Below are 22,086 nucleotides of genomic sequence, written 5' to 3'. Positions count from 1 at the left end.
CCGGGCGCCCCAGGGGCGGGCCGGGGCCGCGTGCCGGGGCGGGTTCGCCGGGAGCGGGCGCGGGCCGGAGAAGGCGCCGATGCCGTGTGCCCGCCCGGTCGGGGGAGCCGTGGTGAGCAGTTCCTGCGGCACCACCAGGACGGCGCGCACGCCGCCGTACGCGGAGCGGCGCAGCGACACCTGGAAGCCGTACGCCTGGCAGAGCCGGCCGAGGATGGCGAAGCCCAGTCGGGGGGACTCGGTGAGGTCGTCGAAGTCCTTGGAGATCATCGCCTCGCGCATCGAGCGCTCGGCCCGGAACCGGGCCTCGTCGGTGAGCCCGAGGCCGCCGTCCTCGACCTCGATCGCTATTCCGCTCTGCACTTCCGAGGCGCTCAGGTGGACGTGGGTGTGCGGCGGGGAGTAGCGGGTGGCGTTGTCGAGCAGCTCGGCCACGGCGTGGATCAGGGGTTCGACCGCCGGTCCGGTGACCGAGATCTGGGCCACCGGGTGGAGGTCGACCCGCTGGTACTCGAGGATCCGGGACATCCCGCCGCGCAGCACGCTGTAGAGCGCGATCGGGCGGGTCCACTGGCGGCCGGGCCGGGCACCCGAGAGGACGGCGATGGAGTCGGCGAGGCGGCCGACCAGGGCGTTGCCGTGGTCCAGGCGCAGCAGGTCGTCGAAGACCGCCGGATCGTTGCCGTGCCGGTCCTCCATCTCCCGCAGGTCCTTGGCCTGGCGGTGGATGATCGCCTGCACCCGGCGGGCCAGGTTGACGAAGGCGCGCTCGGCGGAGTCGCGCCGGCTGACCTCGTCGTCGACGGCCTGGGCGATGCCGCGCACCACCAGCTCCAGCGAGCGGCGGAACTTCTGCGACAGCAGCGCGTTGGGGTGCTGGAAGGGCTGGAGCAGCACGTCGATGGACGAGCCGTACCGGGCGCCGCCGACCAGCCGGCGCAGCTCGCCGGCGGCCATCCGCTCGATCTCGTCCTCCTGTCCGGCCAGCTTGCGGTTCAACAGGTCGACCTGGCGGGTGTGTTCGTCGCGCAGTTCGGCGAGGGCCCGCCCGCGGCGGGCGGATTCGGCGGCCACCACGGCGACCAGCACGGTGGCCGTCGCCCCGCACCACAGCACCTGGGCCCGGGCTCCGGCGGACACCACCACCGCGGCGACCGCGACCGCCGCCGCCATCACGGCGGTGGGCAGCAGCCAGCCGAGCAGGGGCGCGGGGCGCCGTCTGGCGGATGACGATCCAGCTCGAAGCATTCGGCAATCCTCAAACGATCGGAACAGAACGGGGACGGGCGACGACCGGCTCCGGAGGCGTGGTGCTGCAGCATAGCCAAGTTCAGGACATCCTGACTGAAACTCAAAAATACTGTCCGTCAACCGACTTGTGGCAACTTGCCGGACATGCCAGACATCTCGCACACCTGTCGGAGTCCGCTCGGTCATCGCCCGGTCACCAGGCTTCTCGCCCGGGCCGCCCGCGCACCGGCAACCCGGCCGGGATTCGCTCATGTGAAGGGTTTCCGGGCCAAGTCGCCACGATCGGGAACGAGTTCGTGCTAAGCCCGGCCTCCGGCTCCCGATGATCACTCCTCCGGGGGACGCCGGGGAGGGCGCCCGGGTCGCGCAACATGTGTTGCCTCTCCGTGCAACAGTCGTTGACGACAGCGGAGTCCGGTCCCTAGAGTGCGGACCATGGACATGGACGACCCCGGACGACGGGTGGCGGCGCAGGTGGCGGGCGACGGCGGGCTGGACGGCCTGTGCCGGCTGTCGCAGACGATCGACGCCCTGGAGGAACGGCGCACCGAACTGGTCGAGGAACTGCGGCGCGGACGGCACGCGACCTGGGAGGAGATCGGCCGGGCCTGCGGAATGACCAGGCAGGGCGCCACCCGCCACTGGGCCGGACGGCTGCGCGCCCGCTCCTTCGGCCTCGCCGCCGGCGCCTACCAGCACGGCCGGCCCGGCTACCCGCAGGCCCTGATCGGCTCCGCCGTACCCCGGGAGGCCCGCCGGGTGCTCGACCTGGGCGCCGGGACGGGCAAGCTGACCGGGCTGCTGGTCGACGCCGGACTGGACGTGGTCGCGGTCGAACCCGACCAGGGCATGCGCGACCGGCTCGCCGCCGCCGTCCCCAAGGCGGCGGTGCGGGCCGGCACCGCCGAACGCATCCCGCTGCCCGACGCCAGCGTGGACGCCGTGGTGGTCGCCCAGGCCTGGCACTGGTTCGACCAGGCCACGGCCGTACCCGAGATCGCCCGGGTGCTCACCCCCGGCGGCACCCTCGCCCTGATCTGGAACGTCCGCGACGAGACCGAGCCCTGGGCCGCCGCACTCGGCGCCCTGATGCACCGCTCGACCCGTCAACAGATCGACACCGCACCGGAGTTGCCGGCCCCCTTCGGCGCCCCCGAACGGCTGGAGATCCGCTGGGAACACCCCACCACCCCGGCCGGGCTCCTCGACATGGTCGCCTCGCGCAGCTACGTCATCGCCCTGCCCGAGACCGAGCGCACCCGTCTGCTGGCCGACGTGGAGCAGCTGCTCACCACCCACCCCGGGCTGGCCGGCCGGGACGAGATCGCCATGCCGTACGTCACCAGGTGCACCCGTGTCCGCCTCGGCTGAGCCGATCGCCCTGCGCGCTCACGGCGTCGCGGACGCCGAACCGTACCGGGCCTTCCGGCTGACCGCCCTGTGCGAGGCACCGAGCGCCTTCACCTCCCGCGGCTTCGAGGTGCGGGGCCAAGAGCCCAGGGCCGTCCTGGTGGACGGGCGGGCCGTCGCCAAGCCGCACCTGGTGCGGTTGCCGGCCGCGGGGACGCGCTGAACCATCCTCCCTACCGGGCGTCGCGGTGCGGGGTGTTCGCCGGGCGGAATGCGGGAGCCGGCCGAAGCCGGGCCCCACACGGGCCCACAGGTTCACTGGTTCAGCAGTGCAGGGCCGGGTTGGGCAGTTGGGCCCAGTGGTCGGCTCCGGGAGCCAGCCGCATCAGGGTGAGGGCCTTCGCCGGGAGCGGGTGGTTCAGGAGGGCGTGCAGGTCGGGGCCGGCGGGGAGGTCCTGGGTGGCGGCCCTGAGGACCGTGCCGAGGGCGGGCGCGCTGCCGGCCAGCGGGCCCAGGGCGCCGGTGAGCAGGCAGCCGAGGACCTTCCGGCGCAGCCGGGCGGGATCGTCGTCCAGGAGCCGGCCGGTCGACGGTGGCCGGAGTCCGTGGCGGGCCACCCGGGTGGGGCTGATCCGGATGTCGGCGAGGTCGCGGTAGACCAGGCGCCGGGCCCGGCCCCGGCGGTCGAGGACGGCGAGGAGGTTCTGCCCGTGCGCCTCCAGGGCCACGCCCAGGTCGAGCAGGTCCAGGCAGACGGTCACGGCCAGCCGCGCGAACTCGGCGATCCGCTCCCGTCGTTCGTCGGGCGGGAGCGGTGCGAAGTACCCGGGCAGCTCCGCCACCGGCACCACCTGTTCCCCCGCTTCGGCGTAGGCGTACGGGGATTGCCGCAGCATCGCCGCCAGGTCCGGGGTGCCGTTGCCCGCCGCTGCCAGGGTCCGGGCGATGTGCAGTCGGCCGTCGAGGCGTTCCGCGGCCCGCTCGACGAGTTCGGAGGTGGTCAGCGCGTGCTCCACCGAATAGGCGGAGATGTCGCGTACCGCGGAGGTGAGTTGCACGCTCAACGCGGTCTTGACGTGGAGGTTCCCCCCGAGGCTCCCCCCGAGGTTTCCGCCCAGGTTCCCGCCGAGGTCGAGGGTGCGCAGGGAGAGCAGCGGATGGGCGTTCGGGCCGGGCCGCAGGGGTCGTCCGGCCAGGGTGTGCTCCGCCTGCCAGGGGTGCACCGGGATCAGCGCGAGCCCGCCGTCGCGCAGCTCCGCCGGCCACCGGCCGCGCACCATGGCGTCGGCCACCGGCGCGAGCCGCAGCGCCACGACCGGCCGGTGCTCCGGCGCGTACGCCAGCTGCTCGGCGGCCGAGAAGCCCGGGCGGGACCGGCAGGCGGGGTGGTAGGGATGCCCGTCCGGTGACCGCTGCTCCCACCCCCACGGCGAAGCGGGCGGCCCGCCGGGGCGGGGGGCGGTACGGGAGAGCGCCATCGACGCGACGCTGTGGTCGAGTTCGTCGGCGAACCGCCGGCCGCCGGGCACGCCCAGCTCCGTCAGCAGCCGGGCCGGACGGTCGAACCGGCGGCCGTCCAGTTCCAGGTGGGCGACCGTCGTCCCGGTGGCCCACGGGTCCGAGGCCGGGCCGTGCAGCAGCCGCCCGTCCGCCAGCAGCAGGCTGATCCCGTCCCGGGTGGGAACGCGCTTCTCGACCCAGGGCAGGGGTTCGTGGACGAGCCCCCGCCAGAGCCGGGCCAGCACCGCGGCCCGGGCCCCGGGCAGGGCGGCGAGGTAGGCGTCGACCAGGTCCGGACGGATGCCGCCCAGTTCCTCCGCCAGCTTCCGTTCAGTGGCACCATCAGGCATGCGCTCTCCCCTCACCAGCGGACAAGCCGTTCCGAACATGATGAAGGCCGGAGGGTGGTATTGGTGGCGGATGGATCACTTCGCCCGGGCAGCTGACGCACTGTCCGTTCCTCCCCTGCTCAACTGCCTGCTGCGCGAGGCCGTCGAGACGGTGGCGAGCACATCCACCGGCCACACCGTCCACCGGCTGAGCGCCGGCGGCCGGCTGCTCCGGGTGCGGGCCGGCCATCGGCCCTCCTCGCCGGAACTGTGGACCGGTGAGACCTGGCACCCCCTGCGCCACGCCGACCTCGTCGAGATCGCCGCCCAGGAGATGGGTGCCGCCACCGGGCGCTCCAACCCCGCCCTGGTCGCCGAGGCGACGGCCAGCCGCGCGGCCGTGGAGGCGATCCTGGCGGCCCGCGCCCACGGCACCCCGCCCGATGACCTGTGGCTGCGCTCCGAGCAGGCCCTCGTCGCGGGCCACCCCTGCCACCCGGCGCCCAAGGCCCGCAGCGGCGGCGGCCCGCCCGCCGCCTGGCTGCGCTACGCCCCGGAGGCGTACGCCCGGTTCCCGCTGATCCTGCTCGGCGTCCGCGCGGACGCGGTGATCGAGGAGGGCGACACCCGAGCCCTCGACTCCCTGGGCCGAGCGCCCTCCGGCTACCGCCTGCTGCCCGCCCACCCCTGGCAGTTCGCCCTCACCCATCGTCTGCCGGCCGTGCGCGCGGCCTTCGCCGAGGGGCGGCTCGTCCGGCTCGGCACCACCCCCTGGCGGGCCCGGGCGACGTCCTCGGTCCGCACGGTCCACGCCCCGGGGAGCCCCGAGCGCCCCGGGGCGGCCGACCTGTTCCTGAAGTTCAGCCTGGAGGTGCAGATCACCAACGACGTCCGGCGGATGCGGAGGCACGAACTGCGCCAGGGGCGCCGTACGGATCCGCTGGTCACGGCCGCCTTCGCGGCCATGGGCGGCCCGGCGGCCTGGTTGAGCGAACCGGGCTACCGTACGGTCTGCGGCCTTGAGGAGGCCCTTCCGGTGCTGGTCCGGGACGGTCTGGAGCGGCACCTGGTGCCGGGCGCCACCGCGGTGCTGGCCGCCGCGCTCATCGAAGGGTTCGACGGCAGTCCGCTCGATCGCGTCGCCGACCCGCTGCGCTGGTGGGAGGCCTACCTGGGCCACCTCGTGCCGCCGGTGCTGGAGGCGTACGCCCGGCACGGGGTGGCGGTCGAGTGTCATCTGCAGAACACCCTGATCGCCGTGGACGCGGACGGCTATCCCGTCCAGGTCGTCCTCCGTGATGCCGAGGGAGCCAAGGTCGTCCCCGAGACGCCTCGCGAGGCGGCCTGGCGGCGCCTGGTGTACTGCCTGCTCGTCAACAACCTCAGCGAGATCGCCGCCACCCTCGCGCACCGCTTCCCCGGGGTGGCGGGCGCGCTGTGGCCGGTCGCGCGGCAGGGGTTCGAGCGCTGCGACAAGGAACTCGGCCTCCCGGAGACCGCGGCGCTCCTGGCCGCGGCCACGCTGCCGGCCAAGGCCAACCTGCTCTCCCGCTGGATCGACGCCGACGGCACCGAGCCGCGGTTCGTGCCCGTCCCCAACCCCTTGGCCGCCACCCGGCGTCGGCCGTAGCGGACCGCCCGCGCCGCGCGGCGGAGGTTCGAACCGCCCCGGGCGGGGAACCTTGCCACGCGGGGCCGCGCACGAGGCGATCGATCGAGGACACAGGGGCTGCGGTGGTAGGAAAAGACGTTCGCGCTACCGGAGTTGAGGTGCGACCGGTAGCGGGACACATCGGAGCGGAGATCACCGGCGTCGATCTGACGGACGATCTCGATGATGCCGTGATCGCGGCGATCCGAGCGGCGCTGCTGCGCTGGAAGGTCGTCTTCTTCCGGGGGCAGCGACTGGACCACGCCGGGCACGTGGCACTCGCCCGGCGCTTCGGCCGGCCGATCGCCTGGCCGCGCCGCGGCAGCGCGTCCCCGCCGGACGTCCCCGAGATCGAGACGACCGCCGACCGACTGGAACTGTCCGGCCGGTACGGCATGGAGCGGGCGGAGTGGCTCCACCGGCGCAACGACACCCTGCTGCACCCCTGGCACTCCGACTGGAGCAACCACCTCGACCCGCCGGCCGCGACGATGTTGCGGGCCGAGACCGTGCCGCCCTATGGCGGTGACACCACCTGGGCCAACCTCGCGGCGGCCTACGCGGGACTGTCGGCGCCCGTGCGCGACTTCGTGGACGGACTGCGGGCCGAACACCGACTCGGCGTCGGCTACCAGCCGCGACCCGGTCATGACGCCTACGTCGAGCACCTGCTCGGCCACCAGACGGCCACCGCGCACCCGTTGGTACGGGTCATCCCGGAAACCGGCGAACGCGTCCTGTTCGTCAACGGCTTCTACGTCGAGCAGATCATCGGCCTCTCCCGCCCGGAGAGCCGGGCGGTCCTGGACATGCTGCTGGAGCAGGCGGTCCGCCCCGAATACACCGTCCGGTTCCGCTGGGAGCCGGGCAGCGTCGCCTTCTGGGACAACCGGGCCACCGTCCACATGGCCCCTCGCGATGCCGCACACCTCGACTTCCCCCGGACCATGCACCGGGTGCTGATCGCCGGAGACGTGCCGACCGGTGTGGACGGCAAACCGTCAGAACCCCTCACCGGTGGCCCCGGCGGCGAACGGCCGTAGCCGGTGGACGTCGTCGAACAGCGCGCGTTCGGCCAGGCGGGCGGCGGTGAGGGCGGACAGCGCGGCCGCGCAGAGCATCATGTACATCACGACGATCTGGTAGCGGATCGCGGTGAACGGGTCGACGCCGGCCAGGATCAGGCCGGTCATCGCGCCGGGCAGGCTGATCAGCCCGACGGTCCTGGTGGCGTCGACGGCCGGGACGAGCGCGGTGCGCAGGGTCGAGCGGAGATGGGGCGCGAACGCCTCGGCGGCGGGCAGCCCGAGGGCGAGGCGGGCCTCGATGGCGGGCCGCGCGGTGCGGGCCTCGTCACGCAGGCGCACTAGGACGAGGGTGGTGGCCTGCATCGCGCCGGCCACCACCATGCCGCCGACCGGAATCACCACCCGGGCCTGGGGGGTGACGACCCCGAGGGCGAGCAGCGCGCCGAGGGTCGCGGCGGTGCCGACGGCGGCCGCGGTGGTGGCGACCGGCAGCGCGCGGGGCATCCCGGCGCAGCGGCCCGCGGACACCCGCCCGGCGATGACCACCATGAGCGCGAGCCAGCCGACGGCTCCGGCCGCACCGGTGCGCTCGAAGACGAAGATCAGGAGCGCGCCGACGGCGGTGAGCTGGACGCCGGCGCGTACCGCGGCGACGGCGATGTCCCGGGCCAGGTGCAGGCGTTGGCGCCACGCCACCGCGACCGCCAGCCCCACCAGGGCGATGGAGGCGGCGACCCCGGCCCAGCTCGGCACGGTCGAGTTCACGTCCCCTGCCGGAGGTAGTCGACGGTGTCCGCCGGCCCCGAGGCGACCAGCCGTCCACCGCCCAGCACCAGGACGTGGTCGGCGACCCGGCACGCCTGCGGCGCGTTGTGGCTGACCAGCACCACCGCGAGCCCGTCCGCGACCAGGTCCCTGATCGTCTGCTCCACCGCCCGCGCACTCGCCGCGTCCAGGGCCGAGGTCGGCTCGTCGAGCAGCAGCACCTCCGGACCGACGGCCAGCGCCCGGGCCAGGCAGACCCGCTGGGCCTCGCCGCCGGACAGCCCGGCGGTAGCCCGCGCGAGCATCTCGGCCGGCAGGCCGATCCGCTCCATCAGCAGCGCCGCCTGCTCCTCCCCGAGGTCCGGGCGGCCCACCCGCAGGTCGTCGACGACACGGTCGGTGAGCAGCACCGGCTGCTGGCCCACCAGCCCGACCCGGCGGCGCAGCTCCAGCACGTCGAGCTCCGGCAGCGCCCTGTCCCGGAAGCGGACGACCCCCGACGTCGGCTCCGCCAGCCGGTTCAGCAGCCGCAGCAGCGTGGACTTGCCCGCTCCCGACGGCCCGACCAGCGCCGTGCACGCGGCCCCGGGGATCTGCGCGGAGAGACCGTCCAGCAGGAGCCGCCCGGCCCGGCGCACGGTCACCTGCTCCAGGGCGAAGGCCGCGGGCGCGTCCGCCCCGGGCCCTCCCCGACCACGGTCGCGGGCGCGAACAGCGATGGCCAAGGGCCTGTCCATGGGCCTCCGTTGCCGGTGGGGGACGGGCGGGGCCGTGCCGGTGGACACGGGCCCGCCCGGGGGATGGGGGGCGGTTGGTCGACGGACGGGACTCTAGATGACGTTCGGTCCGGGCCGCGGAACCGACTCGTCGGGCGCGGCCATCGGGGTCCGGGCCGTGCTGACAATTGTCATGGTGCCGGGGTGTGGCAGCACACTGCCGCCCGGCCCCGGCCGGCGGCCACGATGGGTCCATGACCTCCACCGACCTGCACCACCCCGACACCCGTCGGGCCTTCCGCACCGTACGGCGATGCGTGTTCGCCTACCTCGGGCTCAGCGCGCTCACGATGGTGGCCGCCTTCGCTCTCCGCTCCCACACCGACCTGGTCACCCCCGCCGTGTGGATCCGCGGCACCCTCGTGCTGGCCGGGGCCGCCGTCACCATGCTGCTCACCGTCCGTGCGGCCGGCGGCTCCCACGGCGCCTTCCGGCGGCTGCGGATCGTCTCCGGCGTGATGCTGGTCGCGATTGCTGCGATCATCGCCGTGCCGGGCGTCTTCCCGGTCTGGATGAAGATCGAACAGGGCGTGTGCGGCCTCGCCCTGCTGGGGGTGGCCGTGGTGACCAACGGACGGCAGCTGCGCACGCTGTTCGCCGCCCAGCCCTGAGGAAGGAACGCAAGGGTGACCGACCTCGACCGCGAGAACGCACCGGAGCGTGAGATCACGCCGGACCGCGCGAGCCCGCCGGACCGTGAGAGCACGCCGGTCACCGCCCACCGCTGGGCGGGCGGCCGGCGGCGGATCCTGCTGGGCGCCGGCATGCTGGTCTTCCCGGCGCTCACCGCGATGGCGGTGGGCGGAAACGTCAGCGGGCCGGCGGCGGTCGCCGGGTACGCCGTGGTCGTCGCGTTCTGCCTCTGCTACGTGCTCCTCGCGTTCTCCCTCGGGTGCGAGCGGCCGCACTGGATCAGGGCACTGCTGGCGGTGATGACCGTCCTGTTCCTGGCCGCGTTGCCGTCCGCCCGCACGGACGCCTTCTTCCTCGCCACCGTGGTCGTCTCCGCGGTCGCGGCGCTGTGGCGCCGGCACGCCGTCCTGGCGGTGGCCGCCGGAACGCTCGGCGCCCTGCTGCTGCCCGTGGCGGTGCCCGCCTGGCACACCGGGCCCGGCGGATTCCAGGCGCTGGCCCTGCTGTTCACCTCGCTCACCTGCGGTGCCTTCGCCGAGATCGCCGCCACCAACGAGGACCTGGTCGCCGCCCGGGCCGAGGTCGCGCGCCTCGCCTCCGAGGCCGAACGCAACCGGATCGCCCGCGACCTCCACGACCTGCTCGGCCACTCGCTCACCGCGATCACCGTCAAGTCCCGCCTCGCCCAACGGCTGGCGGCCAAGGCCCCGGAGCAGGCGGTGGCCGAGATGACGGCCGTCGAGACGCTCTCCCGCCAGGCCCTGGCCGACGTGCGCGCCGCCGTCACCGGCTACCGCGAAGTCACCATCACCGGCGAACTCGCCCGCGGCCGCGAACTGCTGCGCGCCGCCGGGCTGGTGGCCGACCTGCCCTCGGCGGCCGACGCGGTCGGACCGGAGCACCGCGAACTCTTCGGCTGGGTGCTGCGCGAGGGCATCACCAACGTCGTCCGGCACGCCCGCGCCGCCCGCTGCTCGGTGCTGCTGACCGCCACCTCGGTGGAGATCCGCGACGACGGCCCGGGCAGCGGCCCCGGAGGCGGCCTGGTCGGCAGCGGCAAGGGACTGACCGGGCTGCGGGAACGGGTCGCGGCGGCGGGCGGTACGGTCGAGGCCGGCCCGCTCGACCCGCGCGGATGGCGACTGCTGGTCACCGTACGGCCGCCCGCTCCCCGCCCCGGCTCCCGCCCCGGAACCCGCCCCGAAGGGACGACATGACGATCCGACTGCTGCTCGCGGAGGACCAGGAACTGGTCCGCACCGCGCTGCGCGCCCTGCTCGACCTGGAGGACGACTTCCGGGTGGTGGCTGCCGTCGGACGCGGCGACCAGGTGGTCGAGGCCGCCCGCGAGCACCGGCCGGACGTCGCCCTGCTCGACATCGAGATGCCCGGACTGGACGGCCTGGCCGCCGCCGCCGTCCTCGCCCAGGAGGTGCCCGACTGCCAGGTGGTGATCCTCACCACCTTCGGCCGGGCCGGCTACCTGCGCCGGGCCATGGAGGCGGGCGCGCTCGGCTTCGTGGTCAAGGACGCCCCGGCGGAGGTGCTGGCCGACGCCATCCGCCGGGTCGCGGCCGGGGAACGGGTGGTCGACCCGGACCTCGCCGCCGCCACCCTCGCCGCCGGTGCGTCCCCGCTCACCGCCCGCGAACGCGACGTCCTCAACGCCTCCCGCTCCGGCGCCGGAGTCGCCGAGATCGCCGGGAAGCTCTACCTCTCCGAGGGCACCGTCCGCAACTACTTCTCCGCGGCCATCGCCAAGACCGGCTCCCGCAACCGCACCGAGGCCCTGCGGACCGCCGACGAGCGCGGCTGGCTGTAGGGCAGGTCGACCGGCCGGGGCCGCCTGCCGGGCCCTGTCGGCAGGGACTCACTGGTGCGGGCGAGCCGGCCCGCACCCTCGGCATCGACCTCACCGTCGCCGTCAGACGGCAGCGGGCCGCCGCCGGAGAACGGGCCGCCTACGCAGCCGAAGTCAGCCAACGCGCGACCTCACAAGCAGTGCATCCGAACGGAAGCGCCGGCCCGGATCTGGGCGCCAGGAGGCATAGGCACTGGTCAGGCCGCATATCACCGACGGGGTTGAGCGGCGTCAAGATCTACGATGACCACCATGGAACCCGTGCCCGCCCTCGTCCACCTGGACAGCCCTTTCATCAACTTCCGAGACTTCGACTTCGGCGAGGGCTCTCACGGCTACCGCTGGATCGACGCCAAGCGTTTCCAGCTGTCGTCCGAGGCGCTGGACGACCGAGAGGTGCTGGCTGCTCTGATCGCGCATCCTCAGTTTCGGGACACGTACGACGGAGCCGGCGTTCAAGACTGGCCACGGCACGGCCAATGGTGGCTTGACCGCATCACCCCTGACGCCTACGACACCGTCGACGCCGAGACGGCGGTTGATGTCGTCCATTCCTGGGCCAACCAGCATGGAGACGTCCCGGAAACGCTCGCATCACGCCTGCGTCAGGAGATCTACACCCCGATCCGGAAGGCAACCAGCAGATACCTATTGCGACAGCTCCCCGAAGACGCGTTCCACGACTACGGACCGATCCACATCGACTACCACGAACTCGCCCTCATCGACCACCCGGCAGCGACACTCACCCTCCTCGTCGCAGCTGACGACTGACGCCACCGCGGTCAGCGCCACAGACGCTTGAGGGAGGGGTAGTCAGGCAGTTCCCATGCCTGACTACACCATTGGCTCCCAGGCCCGACGAGGTCGTCGCACACGTCCTGGCCCACCCACTTCCGAGGCAGCGCGAGCCGGCCGCTGTTCTACGCCCTGCTCAAGGAGACCGGCGTGCTCCCGGCCAGTGCACCGCTGCGGCTTCGGGCGCTTCGCATCGAGGGCCGCCGCGGCATCGAGCAGATCGTCGACGCGTACGGCATTGAATGCCGGGCCGTCCGGGACCTGCTGGTCGAGTACTTCACCGAGCGGGCCCCCGAGGTCGACCGACCCGGCGCGGTGGGTGCCCTGGGTGGCGCCGTGTCCGATCAAGGCGAACGAGTACGCGACCAAGAAGTCCAGGTCCAGGGTGAAGTCCCGGATGGACCAGAGGACCCGAACCCAGCTGCCGCTGCTGCCCGCCCTGCTTCGCGCCGTCACCCGGCCGGACTCCGCGCTCTTGAGCACCTGCGCTCTAACGGCCGGGTTCGCCCCGTGTTATTGCAGGGCCAAGGACAGGATCGATCTCGGTCAGCATTTCGTGCAGCTGGCGAGCTCCCAGGGCGATCCGGCCGTCGGTGTCCTGCGACAGCTCCTCGCACAGCTTCAACGCGTTGTCCCGGTCGTCGGCGAAGATGCTGAATACGTCGACGATTGCGGTGTGGATCCAGTTGTTGTGATGTGAGTCGGCGACTGCCAGTGCGGACGCGACTATCGTCAGCCCGGCCCTGTCCTTTCGCCGGAGCACGGCTTCCGTGGTCACCCGGGTGACGAAGGTGTCGGCTGGGTCGAGCACGAGCTCCATCAGTGGCCCGCGTGCCTCCTGCATCTCGGCGAAGCCGGCCAGGCCGTGACCGGCATCCGCCCGGTCACGGTAGTCGTGGCTTCGCCCGAGCTGACCGAGCGCCACAACGGCTGCATGTCGCCGACCACTGTCCACCTGGCTGCCCGCCCCTCCCGCGATTTCCGGTCAAAGTACCACCGCGGCACACGTCGGGTGCTCGTCGGGACAACGCGTAGTTCAGAGAAGCGCCGTGCTCCTCGGTCCTTCGCCGGCGGCGAGGGCGTGCAGGGCGGCGGCCAGTGCGCCGAGCAGCCCGGGCTCCCTGGGGTGCAGGCCGATGCCGCGGGTGGCCGGCTCGTACATCAGGTTGGCGAGCTTGTCCTCGGTGAAGGCCACGGTGCGCCGCTCGCCGCCGACGGAGGCGGTCACCTTCAGCGGGCGGGTGCGCAGCCGCTCGGTGACGGCGGCGGCCTCGCGCTGGCCGGCCCGCGGGGCCCAGCGGTACTCGGCCTCGGTGACGTCACAGGGCAGCCGGCCCGAGCGGCCGGTGCCAAGGGTCCAGCAGCAGGTCGTAGTCCTCCAGCAGCCCCTGCAGCGCCCCGGCCACCTGCTGGGCGCGGTCGATCAGGGTCTCGCCGGGGCCGCCCGGGTTGAGCGCCACGGTGCCGAGCGCCTGGCCGGGGCGGCTGTGGCGCACCACCGCGTAGCTGACGTCGATGCCGCCCGGGCCCGGCTCGTCGGCCACCAGCGGGCGGCGCATCGTGGTGCAGTCGACCCGGTGCCCGGGGACGGTCGGGCACCAGGCGGGCCGGCCGTGCGCGCCGGGCGGGCGCGGCCTGGGCGGGGGAGACGGCGGTGAGCGGCAGCGCCGCCGCCAGGACCGCCAGCGCCGCGGCGGCCGTCCTGCCCCGGCGGGTCCGGTTCGTGGCGGTGCTGGTGGTGATCGTGTCGGTCGTCATCGCTGTGCCCTCCTGGCGTCCTGCGGTCGGTGTGGGCACGACCTTGCCGGGGGTCCGTCAGGCGTTCGGCAGAGCGATGAGAAAGGTGGGTAAGAACCCGCCCGGAGGTGGTTGTCGCAGGTGCGCAGTACCGTCCTGCCATGGCCATCGGAATCGATCTGACCCTCGACTGCGCGGACGCGACGCTGCTCGCCGGATTCTGGAAGACGGCGCTGGGGTACGTGGACGAGCCGCCGCCCGCACCGTTCCGGACGCGGGAGGAGTGGCTCGCGCAGTTCGACCTGCCGGAGGACGACTCGGCGGACGACGGCGCCTGGCTCTGCGACCCGCAGGGGGTCGGGCCCCGGTTGTCGATCCTCAAGGTTCCCGAGCCGAAGAGCGCGAAGAACCGGCTGCACATCGACATCCGGGTGCCGGGCCACGGCAGTGCGGCGGAGCGCTGGGCGCGGATCGGGGCGGAGGCCGCCCGGTTGGTGGCGGCGGGCGGGCGGGTGCTGGCGGAGGTCGACGGGCACCATGTGGTGATGGCGGATCCGGAGGGCAACGAGTTCTGCGTCGCCGCCGGTCCGGCCGCCGGTCCGGCCGGGGGCTGACCGGGCTTCTCCGGCCAGCCCCCCCGGGTGGCTCAGGCCTTGAGGGTGAGCCAGGCGCCGAGGCCGGCGCAGCCGCGGGCGTCGTAGGTGGTGCTGCGGTAGCCGGCCGGGATCGGCGAGTACGGGCAGGTCCAGATGCCGTTGCGGACCTGCTCGTGGAACCAGGCGCCGACGCCGCTGCAGCCCTTGACGTCGTAGTTCGTCAGCACGTAGCCGGAGACGATCGGGGAGCCGGAGCAGGTCCACAGGCGGTTCTGGGCGGGCCGCTGGAACCACGCGCCGTGGTTGTTGCAGCCGCTGGCGTCGTACATGGTGATGACGTAGCCGCTCGGGACGGGGGCCCCGGAGCAGCTCCAGCCGCCGGTGGCGGAGGCGGTGCCGGCCGCCGTCGTGCCGGTGAGGGCGGCGGCGAGCACGGCGACCGTGGCGGCCGCCCTTCCCGCGCGGGTCATCAGCTGGCGGAAGGTCCTGGTCACGGCGACACCGGTCCGATCGGTCGTCCCCGCGCCGTCGGGCGGCGCGGGAGGGCGTAACAGCGGGAATGCGCCGCACCCTAGCGGCGGTGATCAGTCCGCCGGTAGATCCTGATCGAATGATCGATGCACCTGACCGAAAGCGATCTGTCAGTTCGTTGTCATGCCCGTGCTCCTGGGCGTGGTGGGGATAACCACCGGACGGATACCCCCGCTGGCCGGACTGCTGCCCGGCGGCGGACCTCCGTAGCGTCGGGGGCATGAACTCCCCACACTCGAACGGCAGATCACACTCCGCGCCGCTTCGGCTCGGTGCCGTGGCGGTGCTCGCCGCCCTGGCCACCGCGACCGTGCCGGCCGGCGCCGCGTCGGCCGGCACAGCGCACCGGGGCGAGCGCGGACGGCTGGTCTCCGCACAGCTGACGGCCACCCTCGACACCGAGCAGGACGTCGCCACGGCCCTGACCGCCGCCCGCTACGACGCGGGCGCCGTCCGGTACGGCGTCGACTCCTACCGGCTGGAGTACCGGACCGTCGACCCGGCCGGCCGGCCGATCACCGCCAGCGGCCTGCTGGTGCTGCCGCGCGGCGGCGCCCATGAGCTGCGGACGGTCTCCTTCACCCACGGCACCGCCAGCTACCGCGGCGACGCCCCCTCCACCACGGCCAAGCCCGGCTTCGTCACCGGGCCCGCCCTCAGCTACGCCTCCGCCGGGTTCGCCGCCGTCGCCCCCGACTACCTGGGCCTGGGCACCGGCCCCGGGACCCACCCCTGGATGGACGTGCCGTCCGAGACGACCGCCGCCCTGGACATGCTCCGGGCGGCCCGCGCCTTCGTCCCGGGCACCGGCCGGACGCTCGGCCACGACGTCCTGGTCACCGGCTTCTCCCAGGGCGCCTCGGCGGCCATGGGGCTGGCCCGCGCCTTGCAGGCGGGTGACGACCGGTGGTTCCGGCTCCGGGCCCTCGCCCCGGTCAGCGGCGGCTACGCCTTCCGGGACGCCGAACTGCCGGCCCTGCTCGACGGTTCCCTGGAGCCCAAGTCCAGTGCGCTGTACGCCGCGTACCTGCTCGTCGCCTGGAACCGGCTGCACCACCTGTACGACGCCCCCGGAGAGGTCTTCCGGGCGCCGTACGACACCACCGTCGAGGCGCTGTTCGACGGCTCGCACACCGGCCCGGAACTGTTCGCCGGCACCCCCGGCACCATCGGCGAACTGCTCACTCCGCGCGGCCTCGCGATGCTGCGCCACCCGACCGGCCGCTTCGGCGAGGCGCTCCGGGTGGCCGACGGCACCTGCGACTGGGCGCCGCGCGTCCCGGTCCGCCTCTACGCGGCCGAGGCGGACGAGCAGGCGGCCGACGCCAACACCGACCACTGCGAGGCCGCGTTGCGCTCGCACGGTACGGACCCGGAGGTCGTCGACCTCGGGACGCCGGACTTCGCGGGCTCCCGGCACCTGGGCTCCAACGTCGCCGCCACGGCGGCCGTGGTGCGCTGGTTCAGCGCGCTGGGCTGAGCGGCGCCGGGACGCCGGGACGCTGACGCCCCGGGACGCCGGGTGCGCTCAGCCGGTGCGCAGGACCCGGAAGCGGTCGGGGGCCGCCGGATCCCGGTCGGCGACCTGGACCGGCGGCCAGGCCCACTGCCACACACCGGTGCCGGGCGAGCGGGTGAAGCGGATCCGCCCCCGGGTGCCCTCGGCGTCGACGTGCGGCCAGGCCCCGGTGATCCGCTCGCGGTCCGTACCGGCGGCACGCAGCACCTCGGCGAGGACGGTGACGGTGTCGTAGCCCTCGAAGCCGACGAAGGACGGCGTCTCGCCCAGCCGCTCCCGAAGGGCCGTCGCCACGCGCTCGCCGAGCGGGCCGAGCCGCTCGGGCAGGTAGCGCAGGAACGGGACGGCCGCGCCCTCCTCGCCCAACAGCGCCCGCCACTCGGCGAACTCCGGCTGCCCCGCCGGGGCGCCGATCAGGACCTCGGCGAGGCGCCGGTCACGGCGGACGGCCCGGACGATCGGCACGGCCGGCTCCGGCTGGCCGACCAGCAGGAGCAGGGCCGTCGCGCCGTGCCGGACGAGTTCCTCGCACAGCTCGGCGGGGGAGAACGCCCCGGTGTCGAGTTCGACCACCGTGCCGCCGCGCGGCGCGAGGTGCTCCCGCAGGATGCGGGCGCCGGCGGCCCAGTAGACGCTCGGCTGGGTCGCCACGGCGATGCGGCGGTGGCCCGCGCCGAGGAGGAAGTCCGCGTAGATCCGCCAGCCGTGGGACTGCGCCGGGCACAGCCGGGCGACCCGGTCCGTCGGCGCGTCGGTGAGCGCGTCGAGGACGGCCGAGGAGCAGAGGAACGGCAGCCCGAGGGCGTCCGCCCGGGCGGCCACGGCCCGGGCGACGACGCTGTGGTACTCCCCGGCGATCGCGGCCACGCCCAGACCGGCCAGCTCGTCCACGGCGTCCGCGGCCCGCTGGGGATCGGCCGCGGTGTCCCGGACCAGCAGTTCGAGCGGCCGGCCGGCGATCCCGCCGGCGGCGTTGACGTCGCAGACGGCCGTCTCCAGCCCGGCGAGCAGATGCCGGCCCGCCTCGGCCCAGCCCGGCCGGCTCAGCGGGACGAGCGCGCCGATCGGCACGGACGACCCGCTGGTCCGCTCCGCGCCGGAGGACGGTCGTGGCGTACTCATGGGCTGGCGTCTCCCGCCTGACGGTCCGGTGGCAGGACGGCCCGGAGCGCCGACCGGAGCGCCGACCGGCGCGGCGGGCAGACCTGCGTGATCACGCGGACATTGCACCCGGTGCGGGGGCCGACGGCAAGCGAATTCTCGGTGGAGCACTCCGCGGACGAAGGACGGCGGCCGGTCCCTGGCCATGGCGGCCCCCGCGGTGTCGGAGCTGTCGCCGGGCACCTGTATGTTGATCAGTCGCCGACCCTGCCGCGCTCCCGTCCCGGGCAGCCGACGCCCGGGTCCGGCCCGGACCGGTGCGCGTCTCGCGGAGGTCGGGCCGTCGGTGCGGGGGGAACTGCGGAGGGACCTCGGCCCGGGGCGGAAAGCCGCTCGACGTCCCGACGTTCCCGAAGGATTCCGTATGACCGTTCCTGTCCCGCCCGACAGCCCGCAGTCCGGGAAGGCGCCCGCCGACGCCGATCCGGGGGCGCCGCTGACCCCGGGGCAGAGCGAGGCTCCGGAGGAGGGCGGGGCCCCGGGTTCTGCCGTGGAGTCCGTGCCTGCTGATGCCGTTTCGTTCGTCAAGTCCGCTGTGGCTGTCGACGCTCCCGCCGATGCCGGGCCGGAGACGCCGCTGACCCAGGAGCAGGGCGAGGCCCCGGCTCCTGCCCCGGCTCCCGGGCCCGCCCCTGCCGGCGCTCCCGCCCCTGCTGGCGTTCCCGCTGCGGTCGGCGTTCCCGCTGCGGTCGGAGCCCCCTCGCCGTTCGCGCCTCCGGCCGGTGACCCGCCTGCCGCAGCCCCTTCGCCGTTCGCGGCCCCGGCCGGCGGCCCCGGCGGGTACCCGGGTGCGCCGTACTGGCCGCAGTACCCGATAGCCGCGCCGCAGCCCCGCAACGGCCTGGGCACCGCGGCGATGGTGCTCGGGATCGTGGGCGTCGTCCTCGGCTTGCTGGTGGTCTTCTTCTGGCTGTCCTGGCTGCCGTCCCTGCTCGCGCTGATCTTCGGCATCATCGGCCTGGGCTACGCGCGCAAGCGCCAGGCGACCAACCGGGGAATGGCGCTCGCCGGCGTCATCCTGGGCGTCGCCGGCCTGCTCGTCTCGGTGGGCGGCGGAGTGTTCGTCGCGGTGGGGGTGCACGCGGCGAACGAGGACCGCAAGGCGGCGGCGAGGGCCGCCCAGACCCGGGCGGACGAGGAGGAGCGGGCCGCCGCGGAGCGGCAGGCGAAGGCGAAGGAACGGCTCGACGCCGCGAAGAAGAAGATCGAGGAGGAGCAGCAGGCGCGGGCCGCCGACGAGAAGGCCCGGCACCTGTCGTTCGGCCAGTCCTACACCTTCGCGGACGGGCTGAAGGTCGCGGCGGCCGCGCCGGAGCCGTACGTCCCGGACGAGACCGTGTTCCAGGCGCCGAAGAACTCCAAGATCATTCAGCTGAAGATCACCGTCGTCAACACCGGCTCCAAGGACGTCTCGCTCACCGCATCGGGGCTGCCCTCCGTCAAGGACAGCAACGGAGGCCTCGTCACCACGCTGATCGACGGCAGCGGCCGGATGAAGATCCTCAAGGGCTCGCTGGCCCCGGGGGAGCAGGCCACCGGCGTGTCCGCGTACGCCCTGCCGAACAGCGCGGCCGACCCGTTCTCCGTCCAGTTCACCTACTACGGCGCCGGGGGCATGAAGACCGTCACCTGGACCGGCTCTCCCAGCTGACCCCGGACACCCGATGGACCCCCGGGCGGAGGCCGCTCGGGGGTCCATCGGGTGTCAGGAGGCGTGTGCGAGGCCGACCCGGTCGGCAGCGCCCTGCGACTGCGTCGACCTGACCTACCGACCCGTCCGGGATTCCCGGCCGTCGAGCGATGAGTGGCCCGCGTGAGGGCCCACGCGCCGGTCGGCGCCGGGGTCGGCTCGTTCGCCGGGACGGGGGTAGGTCGGGGAGAGGCGGTCCGACCTACCTCTCCCCGCCGTTCACCTGAACGGCGGACCCTAGGGCCACGGGTAGCCCAGTTGCTCGGGGTTGTCACCTCCGCAGAGCTCGGCGGTGGCACGGGGATCGCCCGCCGTCAGCTGCGCTTCGAGGCGCTCGGCCTGGGCCGACGGGTCGGCTGCGGAGATCGGGAGGGTCATCAGGAACTGGGCCCAGGGCAGATCCGTTTCCTCCCGGCCAGGAGGATGCCGCAGGACGACCTCGATCCGATCGGGTTCCGCGCGCGAGGCCCAGACGGCTTCCAACTCGCACTCCCACCTGGCGAGCCAGTCCTCACGTTCACTCAGCCCCGCTTCGAGCAGCGTCGCGACCACCGCTGCCGGCCACTCCCAGCCGCGGTCCTCTTCGGCTCGCAGGACCTCGGCCTCGTACTGATCCGCGGCGAACCGGAACTCCGGCAGGTCGAGGTCCTGATCGGCCGGACCGCGCCAGCCCGCCCAGACGACATGCTCCCCGGCACGCCTGACCGTCACGTACAGGGAACCGCAGCACCGCTCCAGGCCGCACCCGGCCACACCGAGACGGACCTCGTGGGGCGTGGCAGCGGCACGCAACGGCCTGGCCCGGCGCAACAGGCACCGGGGGCCCGCTCCCACATACCAGGGGCCTCCTTCCCCGCCACGTGGGGACAGGTCGGCCAGGAGATCCCGGCCGTTGACGACCGGGCGGATCTCGGTGCCGCCCTCGCCGGACGGCGGGCAGACGATGCTCAGGCCAAGAAGGTCCGGTTCGGTGGTCATCGGCCAATGATCGCGGAGCCGGCCGCAGCTGTCATGTGAGTTCGCACGGCCCCCGCTCAGGCGGCAGTTCGGGCCGGGGCCGGGGACGGGGCGTACGGGCACCAACTCGCCAGGCTGGCCGGAATGATGGTTCCGGATCGGCCGAACACACGGTCTTTTGGACAGCGGACGATCAAGCTCTTGATCTACCGTCGGGTGACTTCTACATTGCCGTGCAATGTGACACTGAAGCGACCGAAACGGCGTGCCTGGGGGACCGGTGCCGGACACCGCACAGCAAGTACCGCGCCAGACCGCCGAGAAGCTGCCCCGGGTGTTCTACCGGCTGGCGCTGGGCGATGCCCTGTCCACCTACGGGAGCCAGCTCGACCTGGTGGCGCTCAGCCTGTTCGCGTACGAGGCGGCCGGGAACGCGCTCGGCACGGCGGGGTACCTGATCCTGCGGCTGACCGGCGGTTTCGCCGGTGGAATGCTCGCCGGGCGGCTGGTGGCCCGGACCGACCGGCGGCGGCTGATGACGGGCTGTGCGCTGGCCCAGGCGGTGGCGCTGGTGGTGGTCGCCCTCGTGCCGCCCTCCGCACGCATCCCGGTGCTCTACCCGCTCGCGCTGGTCTTCGGCGGCGCGGCCGCGGTGTGCGCCGTCGCGCTGCGCACCAGCATCCCGGAGATGGTCGGCTCCGAGCGCCGGGCCCGCGCCAACAGCCTGATGGCGAGCTGCCGTTCGGCCGCCATGGTGCTCGGTTTCGCCTCCGCGGGCGTGGTGGTCGCCTGGGCCGGGTTCCGGGCGGCCCTGCTCATCGACGCGGCCAGCTTCCTGGTGTTCGCCGCCGTGGTGTTCCGGCTGCCGCTGCGCACCCGGCCCGAGCCGGTCGAGCAGTCCGCGGTGGATCCCGCCGGTGACACCGGCGACGCCGCTGGAGCGAGGAAACGATTCGGCAGTCAGTGGCAGGCCCTGATCGTCCTGCGGGCCGCCCCGGTGGTCGGTGCGATGGCCGGGATCCGGCTACTGGACGCCTTCGGCTCGGCCGCGCACAACATCAGCCTGCCCGTCTTCGCCAACCAGCACGACCCCGGCAACCCCGCCGCGGTGCTGGGCATGTTCTGGGCCACCTGGGCGGTGGGCAACCTCGGCGCCCAGCAACTGGTCTCCCGGCTCCTGCTGCGCCGGGGCATCGAACCGGGCGAACGCGCCTTCGCCCTGGGCACCTGCCTGATGTCCGGCTGCTTCATCCTGGTCTTCACCGGGCTGCCGACCCCGCTGTTCCTGCTGGTGGCGATCGGCGCGGGGCTCGGCGACGGCTTCACCGAGATCTCGTACACCACCCGGATCCAGGCCCTCGCCGACGAACGGCGCGGGCAGGCCTTCGGGTTGCTCGCCTCCGCCGAGAACGTCGGCATGGGCACCGGCATGCTGCTGAGCGGATCCCTGCTGGCGCTGCTCAGCCCGCTGACCGTGGTCGGCGTCTCGCACGCCGTCCCGATCGTGCTGGCGCTCGGCTTCCTGGTCCTGGTCACCCGCTCCCGCTCCCGCAGGCACTGAAACGCACAGCCCGGCACCGTACCGCCCGTCACCGCCGCACAGCCCGTCGCCGTACCGCCCGTGACCGCACCCACACGTACCGCGCCACCGGATCCGCCGACGCCCACAAGGCCGCAGGCCACCCCGATCCGCCCACCCTCCGCACCCCGGGGCCGCCCCACCCGCGCGCGCCCCGCACCGATCCGAAAGGTGCCGTCGCTGATGAGCCCCACCGGTTCCGACCGCGCCCGGCTGCGCGCTCTGGAGGCCCGGCTGCTGCTGCGTCCCGAGGTCGCCGACTGCGCACTGCTGCCGGTCGAGCGCGCCGACGGCCGCCGCGGCCTGCTGGCCTACCTGGTGCCCGCCGTCGACACCGACCCCGCCGCCCTGCGCCGCCGGGCCACCGCGGCCCT

Annotated in this window: 23 protein-coding genes; 13 read left to right on the top strand and 10 right to left on the bottom strand. The window is 74.0% G+C overall.

Translation table 11 applies throughout. The features are described 5' to 3' along the window. Positions 1-1,248 (bottom strand): ATP-binding protein (locus BG452_RS08875; RefSeq protein ID WP_188303653.1); only part of this gene is annotated, 1,248 nt, incomplete at its 3' end. Between the two features lie 438 nt (positions 1,249-1,686). On the opposite strand from BG452_RS08875, the gene BG452_RS08870 reads away from it, so the two are divergent. Together BG452_RS08870 and BG452_RS08865 are read left to right on the top strand one after the other, a co-directional pair. Continuing rightward, positions 1,687-2,622: a class I SAM-dependent methyltransferase gene (locus tag BG452_RS08870; RefSeq protein ID WP_223241952.1), complete on the top strand. Its 936-nt coding sequence runs from the start codon at positions 1,687-1,689 to the stop codon at positions 2,620-2,622. Continuing rightward, positions 2,606-2,824: a hypothetical protein gene (locus BG452_RS08865; protein ID WP_188303652.1), complete on the top strand. Its 219-nt coding sequence runs from the start codon at positions 2,606-2,608 to the stop codon at positions 2,822-2,824. Before BG452_RS08870 ends, BG452_RS08865 begins: the two co-directional genes overlap by 17 nt. Before the next feature lie 100 nt (positions 2,825-2,924). On the opposite strand, the gene BG452_RS08860 is transcribed toward BG452_RS08865, so the two are convergent. Beyond that, positions 2,925-4,451 (bottom strand): IucA/IucC family protein, encoded by a 1,527-nt coding sequence (locus BG452_RS08860; RefSeq protein WP_188303651.1) that lies wholly within the window; start codon positions 4,449-4,451, stop codon positions 2,925-2,927. Between the two features lie 70 nt (positions 4,452-4,521). Between BG452_RS08860 and BG452_RS08855 the strand changes: the two genes are divergently transcribed. After that, positions 4,522-6,060, top strand: a complete 1,539-nt coding sequence (locus BG452_RS08855; protein ID WP_188303650.1) for an IucA/IucC family protein — start codon at positions 4,522-4,524, stop codon at positions 6,058-6,060. 104 nt (positions 6,061-6,164) lie between these two features. Then, positions 6,165-7,124, top strand: a complete 960-nt coding sequence (locus BG452_RS08850) for a TauD/TfdA dioxygenase family protein (RefSeq protein WP_411292906.1) — start codon at positions 6,165-6,167, stop codon at positions 7,122-7,124. Here BG452_RS08850 and BG452_RS08845 read toward each other — a convergent pair. Both BG452_RS08845 and BG452_RS08840 read right to left on the bottom strand, forming a co-directional pair. After that, positions 7,083-7,874, bottom strand: a complete 792-nt coding sequence (locus BG452_RS08845) for an ABC transporter permease (protein WP_188303649.1) — start codon at positions 7,872-7,874, stop codon at positions 7,083-7,085. The two genes, BG452_RS08850 and BG452_RS08845, sit on opposite strands and share 42 nt — an antisense overlap. Further along, positions 7,871-8,599, bottom strand: coding sequence for an ATP-binding cassette domain-containing protein (locus BG452_RS08840; protein WP_223241951.1), 729 nt, complete (start codon positions 8,597-8,599; stop codon positions 7,871-7,873). Before BG452_RS08840 ends, BG452_RS08845 begins: the two co-directional genes overlap by 4 nt. Before the next feature lie 245 nt (positions 8,600-8,844). Between BG452_RS08840 and BG452_RS08835 the strand changes: the two genes are divergently transcribed. The 4 genes from BG452_RS08835 to BG452_RS08820 all read left to right on the top strand — a co-directional run bounded on the left by BG452_RS08835 (position 8,845) and on the right by BG452_RS08820 (position 11,918). After that, positions 8,845-9,261, top strand: coding sequence for a hypothetical protein (locus BG452_RS08835; protein WP_188303647.1), 417 nt, complete (start codon positions 8,845-8,847; stop codon positions 9,259-9,261). A 15-nt stretch (positions 9,262-9,276) separates the two neighbouring features. Then, entirely contained in the window at positions 9,277-10,500 is a 1,224-nt protein-coding gene (locus BG452_RS08830; protein WP_317620957.1) for a sensor histidine kinase, read from the top strand. Next, on the top strand, positions 10,497-11,105 hold the full coding sequence (locus tag BG452_RS08825; RefSeq protein WP_188303646.1) for a response regulator transcription factor: 609 nt from the start codon (positions 10,497-10,499) through the stop codon (positions 11,103-11,105). Before BG452_RS08830 ends, BG452_RS08825 begins: the two co-directional genes overlap by 4 nt. Before the next feature lie 291 nt (positions 11,106-11,396). Next, on the top strand, positions 11,397-11,918 hold the full coding sequence (locus tag BG452_RS08820; RefSeq protein WP_223241950.1) for a hypothetical protein: 522 nt from the start codon (positions 11,397-11,399) through the stop codon (positions 11,916-11,918). 514 nt (positions 11,919-12,432) lie between these two features. Here BG452_RS08820 and BG452_RS08815 read toward each other — a convergent pair. The 3 genes from BG452_RS08815 to BG452_RS08805 all read right to left on the bottom strand — a co-directional run bounded on the left by BG452_RS08815 (position 12,433) and on the right by BG452_RS08805 (position 13,501). Continuing rightward, the gene (locus BG452_RS08815) at positions 12,433-12,867 is read right to left on the bottom strand and encodes a hypothetical protein (protein WP_188303644.1); all 435 of its coding nucleotides are present in this window, start codon (positions 12,865-12,867) and stop codon (positions 12,433-12,435) included. 111 nt (positions 12,868-12,978) lie between these two features. Further along, positions 12,979-13,170 carry a hypothetical protein gene (locus tag BG452_RS08810; RefSeq protein WP_188303643.1) on the bottom strand — a complete coding sequence of 64 codons (192 nt, stop codon included), beginning with the start codon at positions 13,168-13,170 and terminating at the stop codon, positions 12,979-12,981. 91 nt (positions 13,171-13,261) lie between these two features. Then, positions 13,262-13,501 carry a hypothetical protein gene (locus BG452_RS08805; protein WP_188303642.1) on the bottom strand — a complete coding sequence of 80 codons (240 nt, stop codon included), beginning with the start codon at positions 13,499-13,501 and terminating at the stop codon, positions 13,262-13,264. 339 nt (positions 13,502-13,840) lie between these two features. Here BG452_RS08805 and BG452_RS08800 point away from each other — a divergent pair, with 339 nt between their 5' ends. Further along, a complete protein-coding gene (locus BG452_RS08800; RefSeq protein WP_188303641.1) occupies positions 13,841-14,293 on the top strand; it encodes a VOC family protein in 453 nt (150 codons plus the stop codon). Between the two features lie 32 nt (positions 14,294-14,325). Here the strand turns inward: BG452_RS08800 and BG452_RS08795 are convergent, their stop codons facing one another. After that, entirely contained in the window at positions 14,326-14,769 is a 444-nt protein-coding gene (locus BG452_RS08795; protein WP_317620956.1) for a hypothetical protein, read from the bottom strand. Positions 14,770-15,026: 257 nt separating this feature from the next. Between BG452_RS08795 and BG452_RS08790 the strand changes: the two genes are divergently transcribed. Next, entirely contained in the window at positions 15,027-16,286 is a 1,260-nt protein-coding gene (locus tag BG452_RS08790; protein ID WP_223241949.1) for a lipase, read from the top strand. A gap of 48 nt (positions 16,287-16,334) precedes the next feature. On the opposite strand, the gene BG452_RS08785 is transcribed toward BG452_RS08790, so the two are convergent. After that, positions 16,335-17,447 carry an ABC transporter substrate-binding protein gene (locus BG452_RS08785; RefSeq protein WP_188303640.1) on the bottom strand — a complete coding sequence of 371 codons (1,113 nt, stop codon included), beginning with the start codon at positions 17,445-17,447 and terminating at the stop codon, positions 16,335-16,337. A gap of 403 nt (positions 17,448-17,850) precedes the next feature. On the opposite strand from BG452_RS08785, the gene BG452_RS45410 reads away from it, so the two are divergent. Beyond that, a complete protein-coding gene (locus tag BG452_RS45410; protein ID WP_223241948.1) occupies positions 17,851-19,137 on the top strand; it encodes a DUF4190 domain-containing protein in 1,287 nt (428 codons plus the stop codon). Between the two features lie 276 nt (positions 19,138-19,413). Here the strand turns inward: BG452_RS45410 and BG452_RS08775 are convergent, their stop codons facing one another. Beyond that, entirely contained in the window at positions 19,414-20,154 is a 741-nt protein-coding gene (locus BG452_RS08775; protein ID WP_188303639.1) for a hypothetical protein, read from the bottom strand. Positions 20,155-20,413: 259 nt separating this feature from the next. Between BG452_RS08775 and BG452_RS08770 the strand changes: the two genes are divergently transcribed. Next, a complete protein-coding gene (locus BG452_RS08770) occupies positions 20,414-21,694 on the top strand; it encodes an MFS transporter (RefSeq protein WP_188303638.1) in 1,281 nt (426 codons plus the stop codon). Between the two features lie 201 nt (positions 21,695-21,895). Then, positions 21,896-22,086 (top strand): hypothetical protein (locus tag BG452_RS08765; RefSeq protein ID WP_188303637.1); only part of this gene is annotated, 191 nt, incomplete at its 3' end.

The organism is Streptomyces sp. CBMA123, assembly GCF_014596465.1.
Lineage (GTDB): Bacteria > Actinomycetota > Actinomycetes > Streptomycetales > Streptomycetaceae > Kitasatospora.
This window is presented reverse-complemented; position numbering and strand designations above follow the sequence as displayed.

Coding starts and splice junctions, on each gene's coding strand:
- BG452_RS08785 (WP_188303640.1), bottom strand. CDS start 17,447: ATGAGTACGCCACGACCGTCCTCCGGCGCGGAGCGGACCAGCGGGTCG.
- BG452_RS08835 (WP_188303647.1), top strand. CDS start 8,845: ATGACCTCCACCGACCTGCACCACCCCGACACCCGTCGGGCCTTCCGC.
- BG452_RS08775 (WP_188303639.1), bottom strand. CDS start 20,154: ATGACCACCGAACCGGACCTTCTTGGCCTGAGCATCGTCTGCCCGCCG.
- BG452_RS08805 (WP_188303642.1), bottom strand. CDS start 13,501: ATGCGCCGCCCGCTGGTGGCCGACGAGCCGGGCCCGGGCGGCATCGAC.
- BG452_RS08820 (WP_223241950.1), top strand. CDS start 11,397: ATGGAACCCGTGCCCGCCCTCGTCCACCTGGACAGCCCTTTCATCAAC.
- BG452_RS08855 (WP_188303650.1), top strand. CDS start 4,522: ATGGATCACTTCGCCCGGGCAGCTGACGCACTGTCCGTTCCTCCCCTG.
- BG452_RS08825 (WP_188303646.1), top strand. CDS start 10,497: ATGACGATCCGACTGCTGCTCGCGGAGGACCAGGAACTGGTCCGCACC.
- BG452_RS45410 (WP_223241948.1), top strand. CDS start 17,851: ATGACCGTTCCTGTCCCGCCCGACAGCCCGCAGTCCGGGAAGGCGCCC.
- BG452_RS08870 (WP_223241952.1), top strand. CDS start 1,687: ATGGACATGGACGACCCCGGACGACGGGTGGCGGCGCAGGTGGCGGGC.
- BG452_RS08800 (WP_188303641.1), top strand. CDS start 13,841: ATGGCCATCGGAATCGATCTGACCCTCGACTGCGCGGACGCGACGCTG.
- BG452_RS08860 (WP_188303651.1), bottom strand. CDS start 4,451: ATGCCTGATGGTGCCACTGAACGGAAGCTGGCGGAGGAACTGGGCGGC.
- BG452_RS08790 (WP_223241949.1), top strand. CDS start 15,027: ATGAACTCCCCACACTCGAACGGCAGATCACACTCCGCGCCGCTTCGG.